The following is a 17,869-nucleotide window of genomic DNA, read 5'->3' as shown; positions in this document are numbered from 1 at the left end:
AATTCTGTTTAATATATCGGAGCTCGTCTTGATTCACCAGCCTATTCTTCTTATTGTTGATGATGAACCGAGTAATATCGAATTACTGGCTGTGATGCTGGATGATCAGTACGAATTACGATTTGCGGTAAGTGGCCAGGATGCATTGGTGGCAATGGAAGAGTTACCCAAGCCAGATCTGATTTTATTAGATGTGATGTTGCCTGATATGAATGGCTATGCCATTTGCCAGCGGATAAAAGAAGACGCTGCCATGGCGGATATTCCTGTTATTTTTGTAACCTCGCTGGGGGACCCCGAGCAAGAAGAAAGAGGGTTTGCCGTAGGCGGGGCCGATTATATTGTAAAGCCTTGCCGGGCGCTGAGTATTAAAGCCCGCATTCGTAATCAGCTGGAAATGAAGCGTACCCGTGAGCTGCTGCATCGCCTGGCTATTACTGATGGGCTTACCGGCCTTGCTAATCGCCGTCATTTTGATGAGGCATTAAAACAAGAAACCCAGCGTTTACAACGGCAGGGCGGGCAGCTTTCTCTGGTATTGATTGATGTCGATTTTTTTAAACGTTTTAATGACCATTACGGACATCCTGCCGGTGATGAGTGTCTGAAGCGTATTGCCGCTGTGATTGCGGCAGAATTGCGTCGCCCGGCCGATTTAACAGCCAGAATCGGCGGTGAAGAGTTTGCTTGTCTATTACCTGAAACCAGCCTGGCTGGCGCATATATTGTGGCAGAACGAATCAGACAAACCGTGCTTTCGCTTAAAATGCCACATTATGCTTCGTCTATTTCGGAGTTTGTAACGGTGAGTATGGGGATTGCAGTATCACAATGCCCGGATTCAAGCCCTCTTTATCAGCGGGCTGATGTTCAGCTTTATCTTGCTAAAACATCCGGCCGAAATTGCGTGGTGCAAGATGTGGTTTTAGTTTGAATAAAACCCGCAACAGCGTGATACGTTGCGGGTTTTGTTTTTATGAGCGAAGCAGTGATAGCACTTGTTGCGGGGCGGCATTGGCCTGCACCTGTAGCGCCGTATTGGCCTGTGCCCGTACCTGTTGCTGCACCAGGTTGGCCGTAGCAGTGAGATAATCGGTATCTGCTATCCGGCTTTTTGCTGCGGACAGATTTTCAGAGCGATTCTGTAAATTGGCCGCACTGGCTGTCAGCCGGTTACTTATCGCGCCGTATTCTGAGCGCGCACCGGAAACCTCAGCTAAATCACGATCAAGTCTGAATAAAGACTGCCCTGCAGCTGCTGAGCTGGATAAATCAATCTGGCCGGTGCTGCTGCTTAGTTTGGTGAGATCTGGCCTTGATAAAGAAAGTTGATCCCCCGCATTTGCTCCTGCCTGAAAATTTAAATTTCCTTGCCCTTGCAATAAGGAAGAATTATTAAAGCGGGTGTTTTGCACAATATCGGCATTGGCTAAAGACAGCTGGTTCGATTCTTCCTGTATGGCGGCCCTATCCTGGCTGCTTAGGGTGTCGTTGCCTGCGGCTATGCTGAGCTCACGAATTCGCTGGGTATTATCTTGTATTGTGCCCAATGCCCCGTCAGCAACCTGGGTGAGCGAAATACCGTCATTCAGGTTGGATCTGGCTTGATTGCTGCCTGCAATCTGTGCTGCAAATTGCTCAATAATGACTGTGCTGGCCGGATCTGCCTGGGTGTTGCGCTTTGCAGAAGATAGCTCGTTTAGTGATTTGTTAGCCGCCGCACTGCTTAAATTATTCTGTGTATTTAGCGATGGTAAATTAGTGGAAATTCCCAGTACCATGATCGTTCACTCCTGCATAAGTCCTTTACTAAACCATACTCTGCATAAGTGTCTGCTTCAACGAGGATATGTCCTGATACAGACCTACGGTTATATATGGTTTAAATAGGCGGGGTTTGCGCTGCCTCAGCATGTGGCTTTATGTGCCATGGCAATATGGCAAATAGCGTTTTTAAGGACATTTATTGTGATTGCTTTAGAGTTTTTTGTAGTGATTGCCGCAATCTTGATCGGAGCCAGGCTCTCCGGGATTGGTTTAGGGGTAATGGGTGGCTTAGGGCTGGCTATCTTGGTGTTTATTTTTGGCTTGCAGCCGACCACTGCACCGATTGATGTCATGTTGATGATTATTGCCGTGATTACTACGGCAGGTTGTTTGCAGGCGGCGGGCGGAATGGATTTTCTGGTCCGTATTGCAGAAAACTTATTACGTCGTGACCCAAAGCGTATTACTTTTTATGCACCTTTGGTGACTTACTGTTTTACGCTTTTTGCCGGCACAGGTCATGTGGCTTATGCCGTATTGCCAGTGATTGCAGAGGTTGCGCATGAATCCGGCGTTCGCCCCGAGCGCCCTTTATCCATTGCAGTGATTGCATCGCAAGCGGCGATTACTGCCAGCCCGATTTCTGCGGCAACGGTCGCTTTGCTTGCTTTACTCTCGCCGGCCGGGATTCATTTAGGTGATATTTTGCAGGTGGCGATCCCGGCTACTTTGCTAGGGACAATGGCAGGAGCGATAGCGGCCAGTCGCCAGGGTTGCGAGCTAAAACTTGATCCGGTTTATCGCGGCAGGCTGGAGCGCGGGGAAATTCAATCACTGAAAGCAGAAGAGCGCCAGGCTTTGCCTAAGGAAGCGAGCCGTTCGGTGTGGCTGTTTTTACTGGCGGTGGTTTCAGTGGTTATGCTGGGCACCTTCCCATCTTTGCGGCCAGAATGGCTGGTGGATGGAAAAAGTGTGCAGTTGAATATGGCACAAGCCATTGAAATTGTGATGTTGTCTGCAGCCGCTTTAATTCTTTTATTTTGTAAAGTGAAGCCGGATGAAGTGATTAAAGGTTCGGTATTCAGGGCGGGTTCTGCTGCCGTGATCGGGATTTTTGGTGTGGCCTGGATGGGGGACACATTTATTCAGGCGAATATGGCGCTGTTTTCTGGCTCGGTGAAAGATATTGTTACCGCGCAGCCCTGGCTGTTTTCTATTGCTTTATTTGGTATGTCAATTTTATTGTACTCGCAGGCTGCAACCATTCGTGCTTTGCTTCCTTTGGGGATTGCTCTGGGGATTCCCGCCCCGGCTTTAATTGCGATGTTTCCCAGTGTTAACGGGTACTTTTTTATTCCTAATTACCCAACGGTGATTGCTGCAATTAATTTTGATCGCACGGGTACAACGGGGATTGGCAAATATTTACTGAACCACAGCTTTATGATACCGGGGCTGGTCTGCTCAGTTGTTTCTGTGGGCTCTGGCTTCGCTTTGTCACATATCCTATTGTAATATAAAGGAAAATTACCTATTGGTTTGGGTAATCCTGCCTGGTCATAGATTGGAAGAATCGTCGATGATGCGTCTATGGATACTCAAACCACATCTGCACAATGGAGTGCGCGCAATCAGCTTGATGTTGCTCATAACAGGGAGCAGCAATCATTGCGGCGGCTGGTTGTGTATGCTGGCAAATCGTTTACAGACGATGTTGTGGGTGTTGCTGTACACAAAGCGGGTCTCTCACAGGATGAAGTTTTGTACCTTAGCCTGAGTGATGGCAAGGTGCCGGGCATACAGCTCTTACTGTCGCAGATGCTGATGGCTTCGGCTCTGCACTGGCCACAGTTGTCGGCTGCAAAACCGGATACAGCAGCTCATGCTCGTCCTGCGCCACGGGTTGAGAATGCGCTGGCCAGCTACTTGGCTATTGCTGCCGTTGGTGAGGCAGAATCGGAAGCAGGCTTGGCAGCCACCGCCTAGTGGCTGCTTTTTTTACCTTTTTGTTAGCGTTTGGTTTTTAAAGCCGCCAGTGCCGCAGCCATTGCACTTTGTGCTTGCGGCTGGCGTTCAATGATTTTTCTATCTTTGGCGGTCATGCTTTGTTTAACCGTTTCGCTGCTTGGCGTTGCGCTGTCTGTTAAACGCATGGTTAGCGCAATGCGTTTTCTGGCCACATCAATTTCTACCACTTTTACTTTGACCACATCGCCGGTTTTGACTACTTCGCGCGGATCCTTAATAAAGCGGTTGGAGAGCGCCGAGATATGCACCAAACCATCCTGATGCACGCCAATATCAATAAAAGCGCCAAAGTTGGTGACATTGGTGACCACGCCTTCCAGCACCATATCCAGTTTTAAATCCTGTATTTTTTCTACGCCCTCAAGAAAGCTGGCGGTTTTAAATTCCGGGCGAGGATCACGGCCGGGTTTTTCCAGCTCGCTCAGAATATCTTTAATCGTCGGTACACCAAATTGAGCGTCGGCAAGTTCGGCCGGATTCAGGCTTTTGAGCAGGGCGCTGTCGCCAATAATCTGGCCGATGTTTTTATCGACTTTAGCCATGATTTTTTCCACCAGCGGGTAAGCTTCCGGATGAACTGCGGATGCATCCAATGGGTTTTTACCCGCCATGACGCGTAAGAATCCAGCCGCCAGCTCGAAGCTTTTATCGCCGACGCGCGGCACTTTCAGCAGTGCTTTACGCTCAGAAAAAGCACCGTGCTGATCGCGGTAGGCCACAATATTGGCGGCCATGGTGGAAGTCAGCCCGGATACCCGGGTCAAAAGTGGCACCGATGCAGAATTCACATCCACACCCACCGCATTCACACAGTCTTCGATCACGGTGTCCAGCATGCGAGCCAGCTCGCTTTGATTAACATCATGCTGATACTGGCCCACGCCAATGGCTTTGGGGTCGATTTTAACTAATTCTGCCAGCGGGTCTTGCAAGCGGCGGGCGATAGACACCGCACCGCGCAAACTGACGTCCAGCTCGGGAAACTCTTTGGCGGCAAATTCAGAGGCAGAATAAACCGATGCGCCTGCTTCGGAGACCACCAGTTTTTGCATCGCCAGCTCAGGCATCAGCCTGATCAGCTCAATGGCCAGCTTATCGGTTTCACGGCTGGCCGTGCCATTGCCGATGGAGATCAGCTCTACGCCGTGCTTTTTGGCTAGGGCGGCCAGTGTGGCCAAAGATTCATTCCATGCCTTGCGCGGCTCGTGCGGGTAAATGGTTGCGGTGTCCAGCAGCTTGCCGGTGCGATCAACCACTGCCACTTTACAGCCGGTACGCAGGCCCGGATCAAGGCCGAGGGTGACTTTAGGACCAGCGGGTGCAGCTAAAAGTAGATCTTTCATATTGCTGGCGAATACTTTAATCGCCTCAATATCGGCCTGCTCTCTAAGCTGACTTAAAAGCTCTGATTCCAAGCTTAAAAAGATCTTGGTGCGCCAGCATTGCCTTACCGTGTCACTCAGCCATTTGTCTGCGGGTCTATCCTGGTTTTTGATGCCAAAGCGTTCTGCAATCCGCATTTCGCACGCATTGGGCGCGCTATTGCGGGTTTTTTCATTGGCGAGACTCACGGCTAATTCTTCGGGCAACAGGATAGATAAACTCAGGATGCCTTCATTTCTGCCACGCAAAATGGCCAGAATGCGGTGCGATGGCATGGCAGATATTTTTTCGTGGTAATCAAAATAATCGGCGAATTTTGCACCCTCGACTTCTTTGCCTGCAATCACCGCTGTTTTACTGCTGGCCGTGCTTTGCAAAACACTGCGTAGTTTGGCAATCAGCTCGGCGTCTTCGCTAAAGGTTTCAATCAAAATAGCGCGAGCGCCATCAAGGGCAACTTTGGTATCCGTGATATCCGTATTAAAAAATGCACTGGCTGCTAGTTCAGGATTAAGCAGCGGATTGGCAAGCAGCTGTTCGGCCAGCGGAGCCAAGCCCGCCTCTCTGGCAATTTGTGCCTTGGTGCGGCGTTTTTGTTTATAGGGCAGGTAAAGGTCTTCTAAGCGCTGTTTATTATCTGCGCTAAGTAACTGAATATTTAATTCGGGGCTTAGCTTGCCTTGTTCACTGATGCTATTGATCACGCTGGCCCGCCGCTCTTCTAATTCACGTAAATAGCCAAGGCGTACTTCCAGGTTGCGCAACTGGGTGTCATCCAGAGCTCCGGTTACTTCTTTACGATAGCGGGAAATAAATGGTACGGTGGCACCATCATCCAGCAAATTAACGGCAGCAATTACTTGGGCTTCGCGGCAGGCAATTTCGGTGGCAATGCGTTGATAAATTGAAGGCAGCATGGGGCAGATTCTACAAAAGCAAGAAGAGCTGTATTTTACGGCTTTTATTGCGGATGTGGCAGTTTATGCTGCTTTTTTGCACACAGGTCTTTGTGCTCTTTATATTAATTAATCTTATTACGTTTTTTATTCATTATTATTTGGGTCCCCCTCCGGTTTAAATCTTTTTTAAATTATGATTTAATCGAGTGCTTAATTTTTATTAGGTGGATGCTTATTTATGCTGATAATACGCAAAGAATTTCATTCGTATTTCCTATTTTTCCAGAAGACTTGAGGGCTTTTTGTATAGGCAAAGGTCTTCAGGGGCCGCTTGGATAAAATGCTAAATTATCTCAGGCCCTTACCTGTATAAAACATTTATTACCGATTGGATAAATAAAGTTTAACTGGATCATTATTATGATAGGCCTGAGTAAATTGCAGAATAAGCATCGCAGCTAAAAACTTATTTTTTATTCACATGGTATTTTTAATAGCTATGATTACTGGTGAACAAGGCCAGTGGTGAGGCCAATAAACTCCGGGAAGTCGGTAATGATTCCCTGGAGGGGAAAGGCTTTGCAGATAATGTGTTCTTGTTCTGTCTGGGGGCCATATACAAAATTATTAAAGCCTTGAGTATAACTTTGATTGAGTAGGTCCAAATCAAGTACTTCATAATCCCAGATGAATGTACGTAAATGCGGGTGAGGCATTGCTGACAGCAGAAGTTCATTTAATTGAGCCGGGCGGTGGGCAATTAAGAAAGCACAATCGAGCCGTAGTTCTTTTTCAACATGGAGCACCACTTCATGGTGAAATGAGCTGATAAGTAGTTGCCGACGATGGAGGTAGTTTTGCAAAATAGCCAGGCAATTAGGTAGTACAGAAGGCGTTTTTATTTCTATATTCCAATAGGCATCAGGAAATGCATCGAGTGCCTCGGATAAAGTCGGGACGATATAGCCGGATAAATGGGATAATTCGCTACGGCTTAATGTGGCAACAGCGGTACCATTGGGTGCATTGCGATCATGATACAAAACAGCCTCACCGTCGGCAGATAAACGAACATCTGTTTCTATTCCTGCAAAGCCAACTGTTAAGCTCTGAGCGAAGGCAGCAAGGGTATTTTCTGGGGCGGTGCGGTGCAAACCGCGATGTGCTAATTGCAACATAGAATTAGTTACACTCTTGAAAATAATGAATATTTCAATTTTAGGATGCGAAGCATGCTTCATGCCAGAAGTTTTCTGAGGAACTCAGTACTTATTATCTTGTTTGGCATGAGCGCTGTTTCTACTCAGGTTTTTTCAGCAGAGCGGCCTCGAATTGGCCTGGTGCTGGGAGGGGAGGGGCGCGTGGCCTGGCGCATATTGGTGTGCTTAAGGTTTTGGAAGAAGCACGTGTGCCTGTGGATTGTGTGGTGGGAACGAGCATTGGCTCTTTAGTGGGCGGAGCTTATGCTGCGGGGCGTACCCCGGCGGAGCTAGCCAGCAGAGCCACAGATGCAAACTGGGATGATTTACTTAGCTCCAGTTTACCGCGCCAGTTAAGTGCAGTTAGAAAAAAACAGGATGATCAGCTTAATCTTGTGGGGATTGAGCTGGGAATGCGTGATATCGGAGAGGTGGCTTTACCTTCTGCGGCCATTAGTACTCAAAAAATTGCTTTATTTTTACGTGAAATGACTTTTGGCGGAACGATTACTTCGTTTGATTCGCTAAGTATTCCCTATCGCGCGGTGGCTACCGATATTGAAACCGGCGAAATGGTGGTGCTTAAAGATGGAGATATTGTGACAGCGATGCGGGCGAGTATGGCGGTGCCCGGCTTGTTTCCGGCGGTGGCACGGGATTCCCGTTTGTTAGTCGATGGTGGGCTGGCTAGAAATGTGCCGGTGGACGTTGCTCGTTCAATGTGTGCCGATGTCGTCATTGCCGTGGATGTAGGAGCGCAGCCTTTAAACAGGGAGCAGATTAATAATATTTTAAATACGGCAGACCAATATACCCGCCTGATGATGGCACAAAATGTAAAGCCACAATTAGATAGTTTAAAAACGACTGATGTTTTAATTACACCTGACTTGGGCGCCCTGAGCTCGGCCGATTTTAAACGAGGCAAAGAGTTTATTGAGAAGGGGGAGGAAGCTGCAACGCTAAGTTTGCATCAATTGAGTAAATATTCTTTGTCTGAAGCAGATTATGCAGTTTGGCAAAAAAATAAATTGGAGAAGAGACTCTCTCCTCAGCCGGTACAAATGGTTGATGTGGTTCCGATGCGTTATGTGAATCCTGATGTGCTGAAAGAAGCACTGGATGTCCAGATTGACCGGCCGTTAAATAGTGATGATTTCCATAAGCGTTTGGCTGAGGTGTATGCACGCGGTGATTTTTCGCAGCTTGATTATGAGCTGACTGAGCACGATGGTTCGCAAAAATTAAAGTTGTTTCCAAAGGAAAAAGATTGGGGGCCAAATTACCTTTCTTTCGGCCTGGGGATGGGAACAGATTTTGAGGGCAATAACCCATATGCATTAACGGCAATGTATAGGCGAACATGGATTAATTCGCTGGGGGCGGAATGGAAGTCATCCTTAAGAGTGGGTGACAATATGTCATTTCTATCCGAGTTTTATCAGCCGCTGCAATTAGATGGCTATGCATTTATCGCGCCTTCATTCAGATATCGATCTAATCCGATTTCTATCTGGCAAGGCGGAGAGAATCTGGCTCAGTATCGCTATACACAAACGCATTTGGGCCTGGATCTTGGCTCAAGTCTTACCCAGTTTGGTGAGGTGAGATTAGGTGTGTCTTATCAGCACTATGATGCAAGCAGGCAAATTGGCGATTCAATTTATCCTAACAATGCTGATGGAGATTATGGTGTTGCTTTTAAGGTTTATTATGACCAGCTTGATCATCTTTACTTTCCTAGTAAGGGGGATCAGTTTAAGTTAAATGCCTATTACGCATTAAAAGGACAGGGTGATTTCAGTAAATATGGCCGTATTGGCTTGGAAACCCAGCATGCTTTTAGCTATCGGGGCGTGAGAGGGGGGCTTACTTTGCAGGGACATTACAGCTATAAAGATGCGCCTGCCTTACCCGATTTTGAATCGTTCGGTGGCTTTTTGAATCTGTCCAGTTATCGAAGAAATGAGCTGCTGGGTGAAAATTCGGTTTATGTAAAGGCGCAGATTTATTCTCCTGTGTCTTTGTTAGGCTTAAGTGTTGGGGGGAGTTATTTAGGTGCTGCGATCGAGGCCGGAAGGATATTCGATGTGCTGGATAAAGGGCAGGAGGGCTGGCACTCTTCTCTTACTGGTTTTTGGGCTACTGATACTTATCTGGGCCCCTTTTATTTAGGCGCAGCTTACGGGGATAATAAAAAACTACGTTATTATCTGATGCTGGGCACTCAGTTTTAATTGCGTAAAATCAACTTGTTCAGCAAGGGCATAAAGAGGCAGGGCTTTGTCGGTATCCGTAAGGCGTTCATTATAAGTCGCTGCTTAAAAGTAACAGTCATGGCACAATTTTCAAGCTGCCTGAACTATTGTTTTAGGTGGCTTGAAAAGCCTCCGATTACCCCCATGTTTCTCAGGTCCGCTTGAGAAAGTTTGGGTACGGCCTGTACCCTTTGCTAACATCCTCTCTACCATTTTATTTTCTAAGTTTAACGATGACTTTTCTTGAGCGCTTTTTTTGCAAGACCACTGGAACATCTGTCATGCCCGATCTTTTACTTTCAGTCCTCAGCACGGTTATTGATCCTAATACCGGCCGTGATTTTGTTTCTGCCAAATGTATTAAAAATTTAAAATTTGAGCAGGGAGTAGTAAGCCTTGATGTTGAGCTTGGTTATCCGGCCAAGAGCCAGTCTGCTGCAATTGCTGCACAAATTGAGCAGGCATTAGGAACGGTGGAAGGAGTGAAATCGGCCCAGGCGCAGGTTTTTAGTCATATTGTTGCGCACTCTGCACAGCGGGGTTTGCCGCTGCAAAAAGGGATTAAAAATATTATTGCGGTGGCCAGCGGCAAAGGTGGGGTTGGAAAGTCAACTACGGCAGTTAATCTGGCTTTGGCTCTGGCGGCAGAAGGGGCGAGCGTAGGCTTGCTCGACGCCGATATTTACGGGCCATCGCAACCGACCATGATGGGGGTTGCTCATCAGCAACCTGAAGCAGTAGAAAACAAATACATTTTACCCATTGAAAATCACGGCATTAAGACGATGTCGATTGGATTTTTAATTGATACCGAGCAGCCCATGGTCTGGCGTGGCCCGATGGTAACTCAGGCTTTAACACAATTATTGAATGAAACGCTTTGGGGGGATCTGGATTATCTGGTTATTGATTTACCGCCAGGCACGGGAGACATTCAGCTGACATTAAGTCAGAAAGTCCCGGTTACAGGTGCCGTGATTGTGACTACACCACAAGATATTGCCCTGCTGGATGCGCGCAAAGGCATCAAAATGTTTGAGAAAGTGGGAGTGCCTATCTTAGGTCTGGTCGAGAATATGAGTGTGCATATTTGCAGCAACTGTGGTCATGCGGAGCCCATTTTTGGTGAAGGTGGCGGAGCGAAAATGGGGGCAGATTACGGGATTGATTTACTGGGCCAATTGCCGCTTGATCTTTCGATTCGTTTGAATGTCGACGCCGGAAAGCCTTCGGTAGTGGCCGATCCTGATGGAAAAATTGCTGAGCTTTATAAAGCAATTGCCCGAAAAGTAGCAGTTAAAATTGCAGCTAAATCACAGGATTTCTCCAGTAAATTTCCCAAGATTGTGATTCAGAAAAATACCTGATTTTGTATTAGCCAATAAAAAGCCCGAATTTAATTCGGGTTTTTTATTGGTATGTATATCAGCCAGCGCGTGATTTATTGAGTGACGTTGTTTCAATCCATTTGCGAACACGCTGAGCATCGCCGATACGGGTGTATTTACCATTTGAATCGAGTAATACAATCACTACAGGCGTGCCATTAATGGTGGCCTGCATGACTAGGCAGCGCCCGGCCTCGTTAATAAAGCCTGTTTTGGATACCCCAATATTCCAATCGACTTCTTTTACCAGCGGATTGGTGTTATGAAATGCCATATTTCTACCTGACTGATTAGAGATAAAGGTGTATTCGCTGCTGGTGGTGAAATCATGGATTTCAGGATAACGATGCGCCGCCTTCACCATTAAAGCTAATTCACGCGGTGTGGATATATTATTGGGGGTCAGGCCGGTTGAGTCATAAAAACGGCTATTTCTCATTCCTAAAGACTGTGCTTTTTCATTCATTTTGCGAATAAAAACGGCTTGGCCTGCCGGAAAAGTACGGGCCAATGCGGCAGCAGCGCGGTTTTCGGAAGCCATCAGTGCCAGCAGCAGCAGCTCGCCGCGAGTAAGCGTCGTGCCTACAGTAAGGCGAGAGCTGGTGTTTTTCAGTGTATCAACATCAGCCTGGCTGATGGTGAGTAGCTCATTCAATGGTAACTGCGCATCAAGGGTCACCATTGCCGTCATCAGTTTGGTGATCGACGCGATAGGGGTAAGGGTATCGGCATTTTTTTCATACATGATTTCGCCGTTTTGCTCATTAAGCACCAGTACGCCTACCGATTGCACACCAGGGTTATCCAGCGTGGTGGATAGGGCTAAAGTGCGCGAAATCGAGATATCTTTACGTGCATTGGCAATTGCACGGCTTGTTACCTGTTTGTTACCTGATTTGGCGACACTTGCAGATTTGCTGGGTGATCTGGAGGATTTGCTGGTTTTTGTTACTTTGGCGGTTTTAGTTTTTAGAGTACTTTTTTTGGATGCGCTGGCGGTGGATTTTTTTGCTGACGATTTTGTGACCGTTTTATGGTCAGCATGCGCCGCCGCAAAGGCTGGTGCTGTTAGGCCCAGCGCTGCAACAAGGGTGCAGCAGGAAAAAATGCGGTACAGCATGAGGTAGTGACTCCAAGGCTAGGGATGACCGATGCATAGCATCGTCATCCTTCATAATTGTGCTTTTATTTTACGCAATGATTTTTAAAATGTCATGTTAAATCAAATAGTACGGTACGATTTGATAGAAATGAGATTAGAGTATTTTTTACGCCTTTGATTTTTTGTTCTAGTTTGTTGTTGCGGTGCAGCAATAACTTGCTAGAATGGTGCCCCTTTCGAGTTGCTTTCAGAGAAAACCGATGTTTAATAACAAATCGATGGACGAATTTTTCCAGCAGCTTACTGAAACCAATCAGAAACTGTTGCAAAGCTGGGTCAATCTTTCCCAACCAGGTGAGCCTGTGGCAGATCTGGCCCCTATGCAGCAGTTGATGGCGGGTCTGACACAAAGTAATCCTTTTCTCGCACAACACAGCGATTTCTATCAGCAGCAGCTTGATCTGTGGCTGGGGCTGATTGGTGCTAAAGAAAAAGCACCTGTGGCTGTTCCTGAAAAAGGAGACCGCCGTTTTAATGCGCCGGAATGGGAGCAACCACTGTTTGATTATATCAAGCAAAATTATCTGGTGACTTCCCGCTGGCTGTTGCAGATGGTTGAGCAAGCCCATACCGATGATGCTGCTCGCGAAAAAATGAGTTTTTTTACCCGCCAGTATGTTGATGCGATGAGCCCGGCAAACTTTGCTTTTACTAATCCTGAAGTCATGAAACTGGCTTTAGAGACTAAAGGGGAAAGTCTGCAGGAAGGCATGAAGAAGTTAATGGCTGATATGCAGAAAGGCACTATCACCATGACTGACGAATCTCAGTTTGAAGTCGGAAAAAACCTGGGGATTAGCCCCGGGCAGGTTGTTTTCGAAAACGAGCTTTTTCAATTATTGCAATACACCCCTTCTACAGCCAAAGTTTACTCTCGGCCCCTCCTGATTGTGCCGCCATGTGTGAATAAGTACTACATCATGGATCTGCAGCCTGATAATTCCCTTGTCGCCTATGCTGTTAGCCAGGGTTTTAAAACCTTTTTGGTGTCATGGAAATCCGTGACGCCGGAAATGGGCCATTTGAAGTGGGATGATTATGTTGAAAACGGCGTCATTACCGCTTGCGATGTGGTGCGCAAGATTGGCAAGGCGGAAAAAATCAATGTGCTGTCCTTTTGTATTGGTGGAGAGCTGGTTTCTACTGCCATGCCGGTGATGCAGGCGCGTGGTTTGGATTGGATTGAATCGGTTACTTTAATGACCGTGATGATTGATCACACCGAGCCGGGTGATATCAAACACTTTATTGACTGGAATCTGATTCGTAAACGCGAAGCACTTTTGAATGAAGGAGGTGTGATTGGCGGTAAAGAATTATCACGTACTTTCTCGGCTTTGCGCTCGAATGATTTGATCTGGAATTATGTGGTCAATAATTATCTAAAGGGTAAAACGCCAGCACCCTTCGATTTACTTTATTGGAATAATGATTCGGCCAATTTGGCCTTGCCGATGCATACCTTCTTTTTGCGTAATATGTATCTGGAAAACAATCTTATTAAGCCCAATTCATTCAGCCTTTGCGGTGTGCCGATTGATTTAACAACGATCACTACGCCAACATATATCTTTGCAGCACGTGAAGATCATATTGTGCCATGGCAATCTGCTTATTTAAGTACGCGTATTTTCAAGGGGCCGCTACGTTATGTGCTGGGGGCTTCCGGGCATATTGCCGGTGCAATTAATCCGGTAAAAGCCAATAAGCGTAATTACTGGGTAAATGAAGATTTATCCGGCGATTCAGAAGCATGGTTTCACGGGGCTCAATCCCGCCCAGGCAGCTGGTGGCAGGACTGGAGCCAATGGCTTATTCCTTTTTCTGGAGAGGAAATTGCTGCGCCTAAAACGCATGGTAATGCTGCTTTTAAACCTATTGAGCCAGCGCCGGGTCGTTATGTTAAAGAGCGCTTGGATTAATGGATGATTGCTTCATTTTTGGCAAATGCCTAGTTCGTTAAAATAATGAAATAGCATATGTCTGCTGTTTATAGCCACCGGCAGGCACTGCCAGTGTATTGCTTAATCTGAGCTGCCGGGCGAGCGCCTGAACCAGCTTTCTAAAAAAGGAAATACCGCATGACTGAGATCGTGATTGTTGCTGCTGGTCGTACTGCACTGGGTAATTTTGGTGGCGGGCTGGCTAAGGTGCCGGCAGCAGAATTGGGAGCGACGGTAATTCGTGGCCTGCTGGCCAAAACCGGTGTAGCAGCAGAGCAAATCAGCGAAGTAATTTTAGGCAATGTACTTACTGCAGGCCTGGGTCAGAATCCGGCACGCCAGGCTTTGCGCCGTGCGGGTTTGCCAGATGCTATCCCTGCATTAACTATTAATCAGGTCTGTGGTTCGGGCCTGAAGGCTGTGGCTTTGGGTGTTCAGGCGATTTTGTCCGGTGAAAGCGAGATTGTGATTGCTGGCGGTCAGGAAAATATGTCAGCTTCAGCACATATTCTGCCGGGCAGCCGTGATGGCTTTCGCATGGGCAATACCGCTCTGGTTGACACCATGGTGTATGACGGTTTAACCGATGCTTATAACAATTACCATATGGGCGTAACTGCTGAAAATATTGCTAAAAAATATAGTATTAGCCGTGAAGAGCAGGATGCCCTGGCATTGTCTTCACAAATGAAAGCAGTTGCTGCCCAGAAATCTGGCCGTTTTGCAGAAGAAATTTTCCCTGTTGTTATTCCACAAAAGAAGGGCGAGCCTCTTGTGTTTGATAAAGATGAATTTATCAAACCCACCACAACCGCAGAATCTTTAGCTAAATTGCGAGCAGCTTTTGATAAGGAAGGCACCGTTACTGCAGGCAATGCATCGGGGATTAACGATGGTGCTGCGGCTGTGATGCTGATGAGTGCAGCAAAAGCCAAAGAGCTGGGTTTAACTCCACTGGCTACGATTCGCGCGGCCGCTTCTGCCGGTGTAGATCCAACCATTATGGGCATGGGCCCGGTGCCAGCAACGCAACGTGTGTTAGCGCGTTTAGGGTGGAGTGTTGAAGATCTGGATTTAATTGAAGCCAATGAGGCATTTGCTGCACAGGCCATTGGTGTGGCACGGGAAATGAAATGGGATGCAAATAAAGTAAATGTGAATGGTGGTGCAATTGCCCTTGGCCATCCAATTGGTGCATCTGGCTGTCGTGTCTTGGTTACCCTATTGCATGAAATGCAGCGCCGCGATGTTAAAAAAGGCCTGGCCACATTATGTATTGGTGGTGGTATGGGGGTTGCACTGGCAGTAGAGCGCTCTTAATTGATTTAATCCCCGGTTTAAGCCCCCGAATTATTTGGGGGCTTTTTTTGATTTAAAAATAGCAATGGTGAGTGAAAGTATAAATAATGTATGTTGTTTAAACATATTATTTTACTTAATAAGCCGGATAAAAGCATTTATTGTCTATAAATAAGTATGAGCCTGATGAATTTGCCACCAGTAAAATGATCTTCATTTCTAAGGGGTATATCGATGCCAATGAATAGCGTAAGACTAGAATCCAGCCTAGATAGCCCCAATCCTGATCACTGGGCTGTTGCTGCAATTGCTTTAGCTTTGCAAGAAGGTTTTGACCTGCATTATCGCTTATTCAGGGAATCCAGTCGTAGGGCCAAAATTCATTTTATAGATGGTGATTTTCATGCCCAGCGTGCAGAAGTGCGTGACCGGATTGCTTTTTATGATTTACGGGTAATAGAAACAGCAGATAGGCTAAAGCAGGACTTTAATGCAGATAGTCTGCCGGATGCAACCTGGTCAAAGGTTAAACTTTATTTTATTGGCTTATTAATTAATCATCATCAGCCGGAGCTTGCTGAAACTTTTTTTAATTCAGTATGTTGCCGTATTTTGCACCGTACTTATTTTCATAATGATTTTATTTTTTATCGCCCTGCCGTATCTACAGAATATATAGAATCTGAGCCACCAATTTATCGTAGTTATTACCCCATTCAGACAGGATTAAATACAACGTTAGCCTGCATGTTTACTGATTTTAATTTTGAGCTACCTTTTACCAATTTAGAACGTGATGTACGGCGCTTATTGCGGGCTTTACATAAATTCTTAGGCCGCTGGCCAGAGTTTGCACTTAATACCCAGATCCAGGTATTAGCGTCCCCTTTTTATCGCAATAAAGCGGTTTATATTATTGGCAAAGCGATTCATGAGGATTTAGAAATACCCTTTGCATTGCCGCTTTGCCGCGATGCGGAAGGAAAATTATTTCTGGATGCTGCTTTATTCGAGCCTTGGCAAATCAGCCATCTTTTTTCATTGTCCCGCGCTTATTTTTTAGTGGATATGGAGGTGCCATCAGCTTATGTGCGTTATTTGCAAAAATTAATGCCTGATAAATCACGGGCCGAACTTTATACCATGCTGGGCTTGGGTAAGCAGGGTAAAACTATGTTTTACCGCGAGCTATTTCATCATTTACGCCATTCTACAGATTCTTTTGTTTTTGCGCCTGGCACCAAGGGCATGGTGATGATTGTATTTACTCTGCCTTCATTTCCCTTTGTGTTTAAAATTATTAAAGATGTAATTGCGCCACCTAAAGAAGTAGATCGCTCCATTGTTAAAGCAAAATATTTACTGGTAAAGCAGCATGATCGGGTAGGGCGTATGGCAGATTCACTAGAGTTTTCCGATGTGGCATTGCCTCGGGAACGTTTTAATGAAGAGTTATTAGAGGAGATCCGTCAATTAGCACCTTCAATTTTAGAAGAGAGCGAAGACAAAGTGATCTTGCGTCATCTTTATATTGAAAGACGGATGATTCCATTGAATATTTTTATTGAAAAACGCCACGATGAAGAAATCGCCAGCGTTATTGAAGATTACGGAAATGCACTGCGTGAATTAGCGATTGCCAATATTTTTCCAGGCGATATGCTGTTTAAGAATTTTGGTGTTACCCGCGAAGGTCGGGTGGTTTTTTATGATTATGATGAAATCGAGTATATGAGTGATTGTGACTTTCGCCGCATTCCACCACCACCCGCCCCTGAGTTTGAAATGAGCAGTGACACATGGTTTAGTGGCAATCCGAATGAGGTGTATCCGGAGGAATTTGGCACTTTTTTGCTTGGAAGACCTGATGTTAAAAAAATATTTATGCAGCACCATGCTGATTTACTCACGGTACGTTTTTGGCAGCATGCAAAAGATCGAATTAAGCAGGGGTTTTTTGAGGATTTCTACCCTTATCCGCAAAGCGAGCGATTTGCAAAGCGTTATCCTGACTGATTAAAGTTATTGGTTAAACTAAATAAAAACCAGGGTAGCCATAATTGCTAGCCTGGTTTTTTTTATTAGAGTATTACTTTACGTCCAGTAGTTCAATATCAAATACCAGTGCTGCATTAGCTGGAATAACATTACCTGCGCCACGTGTACCGTAGGCTAATTCTGAAGGAATAATCAGAGTACGCTTGCCTCCTATTTTCATTCCTGTCACTCCTGTATCCCAGCCCTTAATGACGCGTTTTGCTCCAAGAGGAAAGTTAAAAGGGGATTTGCCTATTGAGCTATCAAATTGTGCGCCACGGTTTTTACTGGCCTTTGCATCAAAAAGCCAGCCGGTGTAATGCACGGTAACCGTGCTGCCTGCTATGGCTTCTTTACCACTTCCGGCTTTTACATCAATGATTTCAAGTTTGGTGATAGGGCTGGCGGGTGTTGTATCTGCCTGAGCATAAGCTACGCTGGCAAAACAAAGTGCAATTGCAAATAAACGGGTTTTCATTGTTATCATTCTCCTTACAGTGTTTTGA

At 46.2% G+C, this 17,869-nt stretch carries 13 protein-coding genes and 1 pseudogene; 9 read left to right on the top strand and 5 right to left on the bottom strand.

Features of this window, described 5'->3' with window-relative positions:
* Positions 1–28 precede the first annotated feature (28 nt).
* Positions 29–934 (top strand): GGDEF domain-containing protein, encoded by a 906-nt coding sequence (locus tag EJO50_RS09410; protein WP_206434355.1) that lies wholly within the window; start codon positions 29–31, stop codon positions 932–934.
* Between the two features lie 40 nt (positions 935–974).
* Here EJO50_RS09410 and EJO50_RS09405 read toward each other — a convergent pair whose 3' ends face one another.
* Entirely contained in the window at positions 975–1,781 is an 807-nt protein-coding gene (locus EJO50_RS09405) for a flagellin N-terminal helical domain-containing protein (protein WP_125973610.1), read from the bottom strand.
* A 148-nt stretch (positions 1,782–1,929) separates the two neighbouring features.
* Between EJO50_RS09405 and EJO50_RS09400 the strand changes: the two genes are divergently transcribed.
* Complete coding sequence (locus EJO50_RS09400; RefSeq protein ID WP_233702031.1) at positions 1,930–3,282, top strand: anaerobic C4-dicarboxylate transporter family protein; 1,353 nt, start codon at positions 1,930–1,932, stop codon at positions 3,280–3,282.
* Positions 3,283–3,357: 75 nt separating this feature from the next.
* Positions 3,358–3,753: a hypothetical protein gene (locus EJO50_RS09395; RefSeq protein ID WP_125973606.1), complete on the top strand. Its 396-nt coding sequence runs from the start codon at positions 3,358–3,360 to the stop codon at positions 3,751–3,753.
* Positions 3,754–3,776: 23 nt separating this feature from the next.
* Here the strand turns inward: EJO50_RS09395 and EJO50_RS09390 are convergent, their stop codons facing one another.
* Together EJO50_RS09390 and EJO50_RS09385 are read right to left on the bottom strand one after the other, a co-directional pair.
* The gene (locus EJO50_RS09390; protein WP_125973604.1) at positions 3,777–6,095 is read right to left on the bottom strand and encodes a Tex family protein; all 2,319 of its coding nucleotides are present in this window, start codon (positions 6,093–6,095) and stop codon (positions 3,777–3,779) included.
* Between the two features lie 485 nt (positions 6,096–6,580).
* Positions 6,581–7,255, bottom strand: coding sequence for a glycerophosphodiester phosphodiesterase (locus EJO50_RS09385; RefSeq protein WP_164521471.1), 675 nt, complete (start codon positions 7,253–7,255; stop codon positions 6,581–6,583).
* Between the two features lie 185 nt (positions 7,256–7,440).
* Here EJO50_RS09385 and EJO50_RS17745 point away from each other — a divergent pair.
* The 3 genes and pseudogenes from EJO50_RS17745 to apbC all read left to right on the top strand — a co-directional run.
* Positions 7,441–7,977, top strand: a pseudogene (locus EJO50_RS17745) (patatin-like phospholipase family protein); the annotation flags it as partial.
* A gap of 18 nt (positions 7,978–7,995) precedes the next feature.
* Positions 7,996–9,513 (top strand): patatin-like phospholipase family protein, encoded by a 1,518-nt coding sequence (locus EJO50_RS09380; protein ID WP_373280529.1) that lies wholly within the window; start codon positions 7,996–7,998, stop codon positions 9,511–9,513.
* A 302-nt stretch (positions 9,514–9,815) separates the two neighbouring features.
* Positions 9,816–10,901 carry an iron-sulfur cluster carrier protein ApbC gene (apbC, locus tag EJO50_RS09375; protein ID WP_125973598.1) on the top strand — a complete coding sequence of 362 codons (1,086 nt, stop codon included), beginning with the start codon at positions 9,816–9,818 and terminating at the stop codon, positions 10,899–10,901.
* A 58-nt stretch (positions 10,902–10,959) separates the two neighbouring features.
* On the opposite strand, the gene pbpG is transcribed toward apbC, so the two are convergent.
* On the bottom strand, positions 10,960–12,042 hold the full coding sequence (gene pbpG, locus EJO50_RS09370; RefSeq protein ID WP_125973596.1) for a D-alanyl-D-alanine endopeptidase: 1,083 nt from the start codon (positions 12,040–12,042) through the stop codon (positions 10,960–10,962).
* A 242-nt stretch (positions 12,043–12,284) separates the two neighbouring features.
* Here pbpG and EJO50_RS09365 point away from each other — a divergent pair, with 242 nt between their 5' ends.
* The 3 genes from EJO50_RS09365 to aceK all read left to right on the top strand — a co-directional run bounded on the left by EJO50_RS09365 (position 12,285) and on the right by aceK (position 17,342).
* Entirely contained in the window at positions 12,285–14,006 is a 1,722-nt protein-coding gene (locus tag EJO50_RS09365; protein ID WP_125973594.1) for a PHA/PHB synthase family protein, read from the top strand.
* Positions 14,007–14,165: 159 nt separating this feature from the next.
* Positions 14,166–15,347, top strand: a complete 1,182-nt coding sequence (locus tag EJO50_RS09360; protein WP_125973592.1) for an acetyl-CoA C-acetyltransferase — start codon at positions 14,166–14,168, stop codon at positions 15,345–15,347.
* 213 nt (positions 15,348–15,560) lie between these two features.
* Positions 15,561–17,342 (top strand): bifunctional isocitrate dehydrogenase kinase/phosphatase, encoded by a 1,782-nt coding sequence (gene aceK / locus EJO50_RS09355; protein WP_233702029.1) that lies wholly within the window; start codon positions 15,561–15,563, stop codon positions 17,340–17,342.
* A 73-nt stretch (positions 17,343–17,415) separates the two neighbouring features.
* Here aceK and EJO50_RS09350 read toward each other — a convergent pair whose 3' ends face one another.
* A complete protein-coding gene (locus tag EJO50_RS09350) occupies positions 17,416–17,841 on the bottom strand; it encodes an FKBP-type peptidyl-prolyl cis-trans isomerase (protein WP_206434354.1) in 426 nt (141 codons plus the stop codon).
* Positions 17,842–17,869 lie beyond the last annotated feature (28 nt).

This window comes from Iodobacter ciconiae, from assembly GCF_003952345.1.
Classification (GTDB): domain Bacteria; phylum Pseudomonadota; class Gammaproteobacteria; order Burkholderiales; family Chitinibacteraceae; genus Iodobacter; species Iodobacter ciconiae.
Note: the sequence above shows the minus strand (reverse complement) of the source record. Positions and strands in the feature narration are given on the sequence as shown.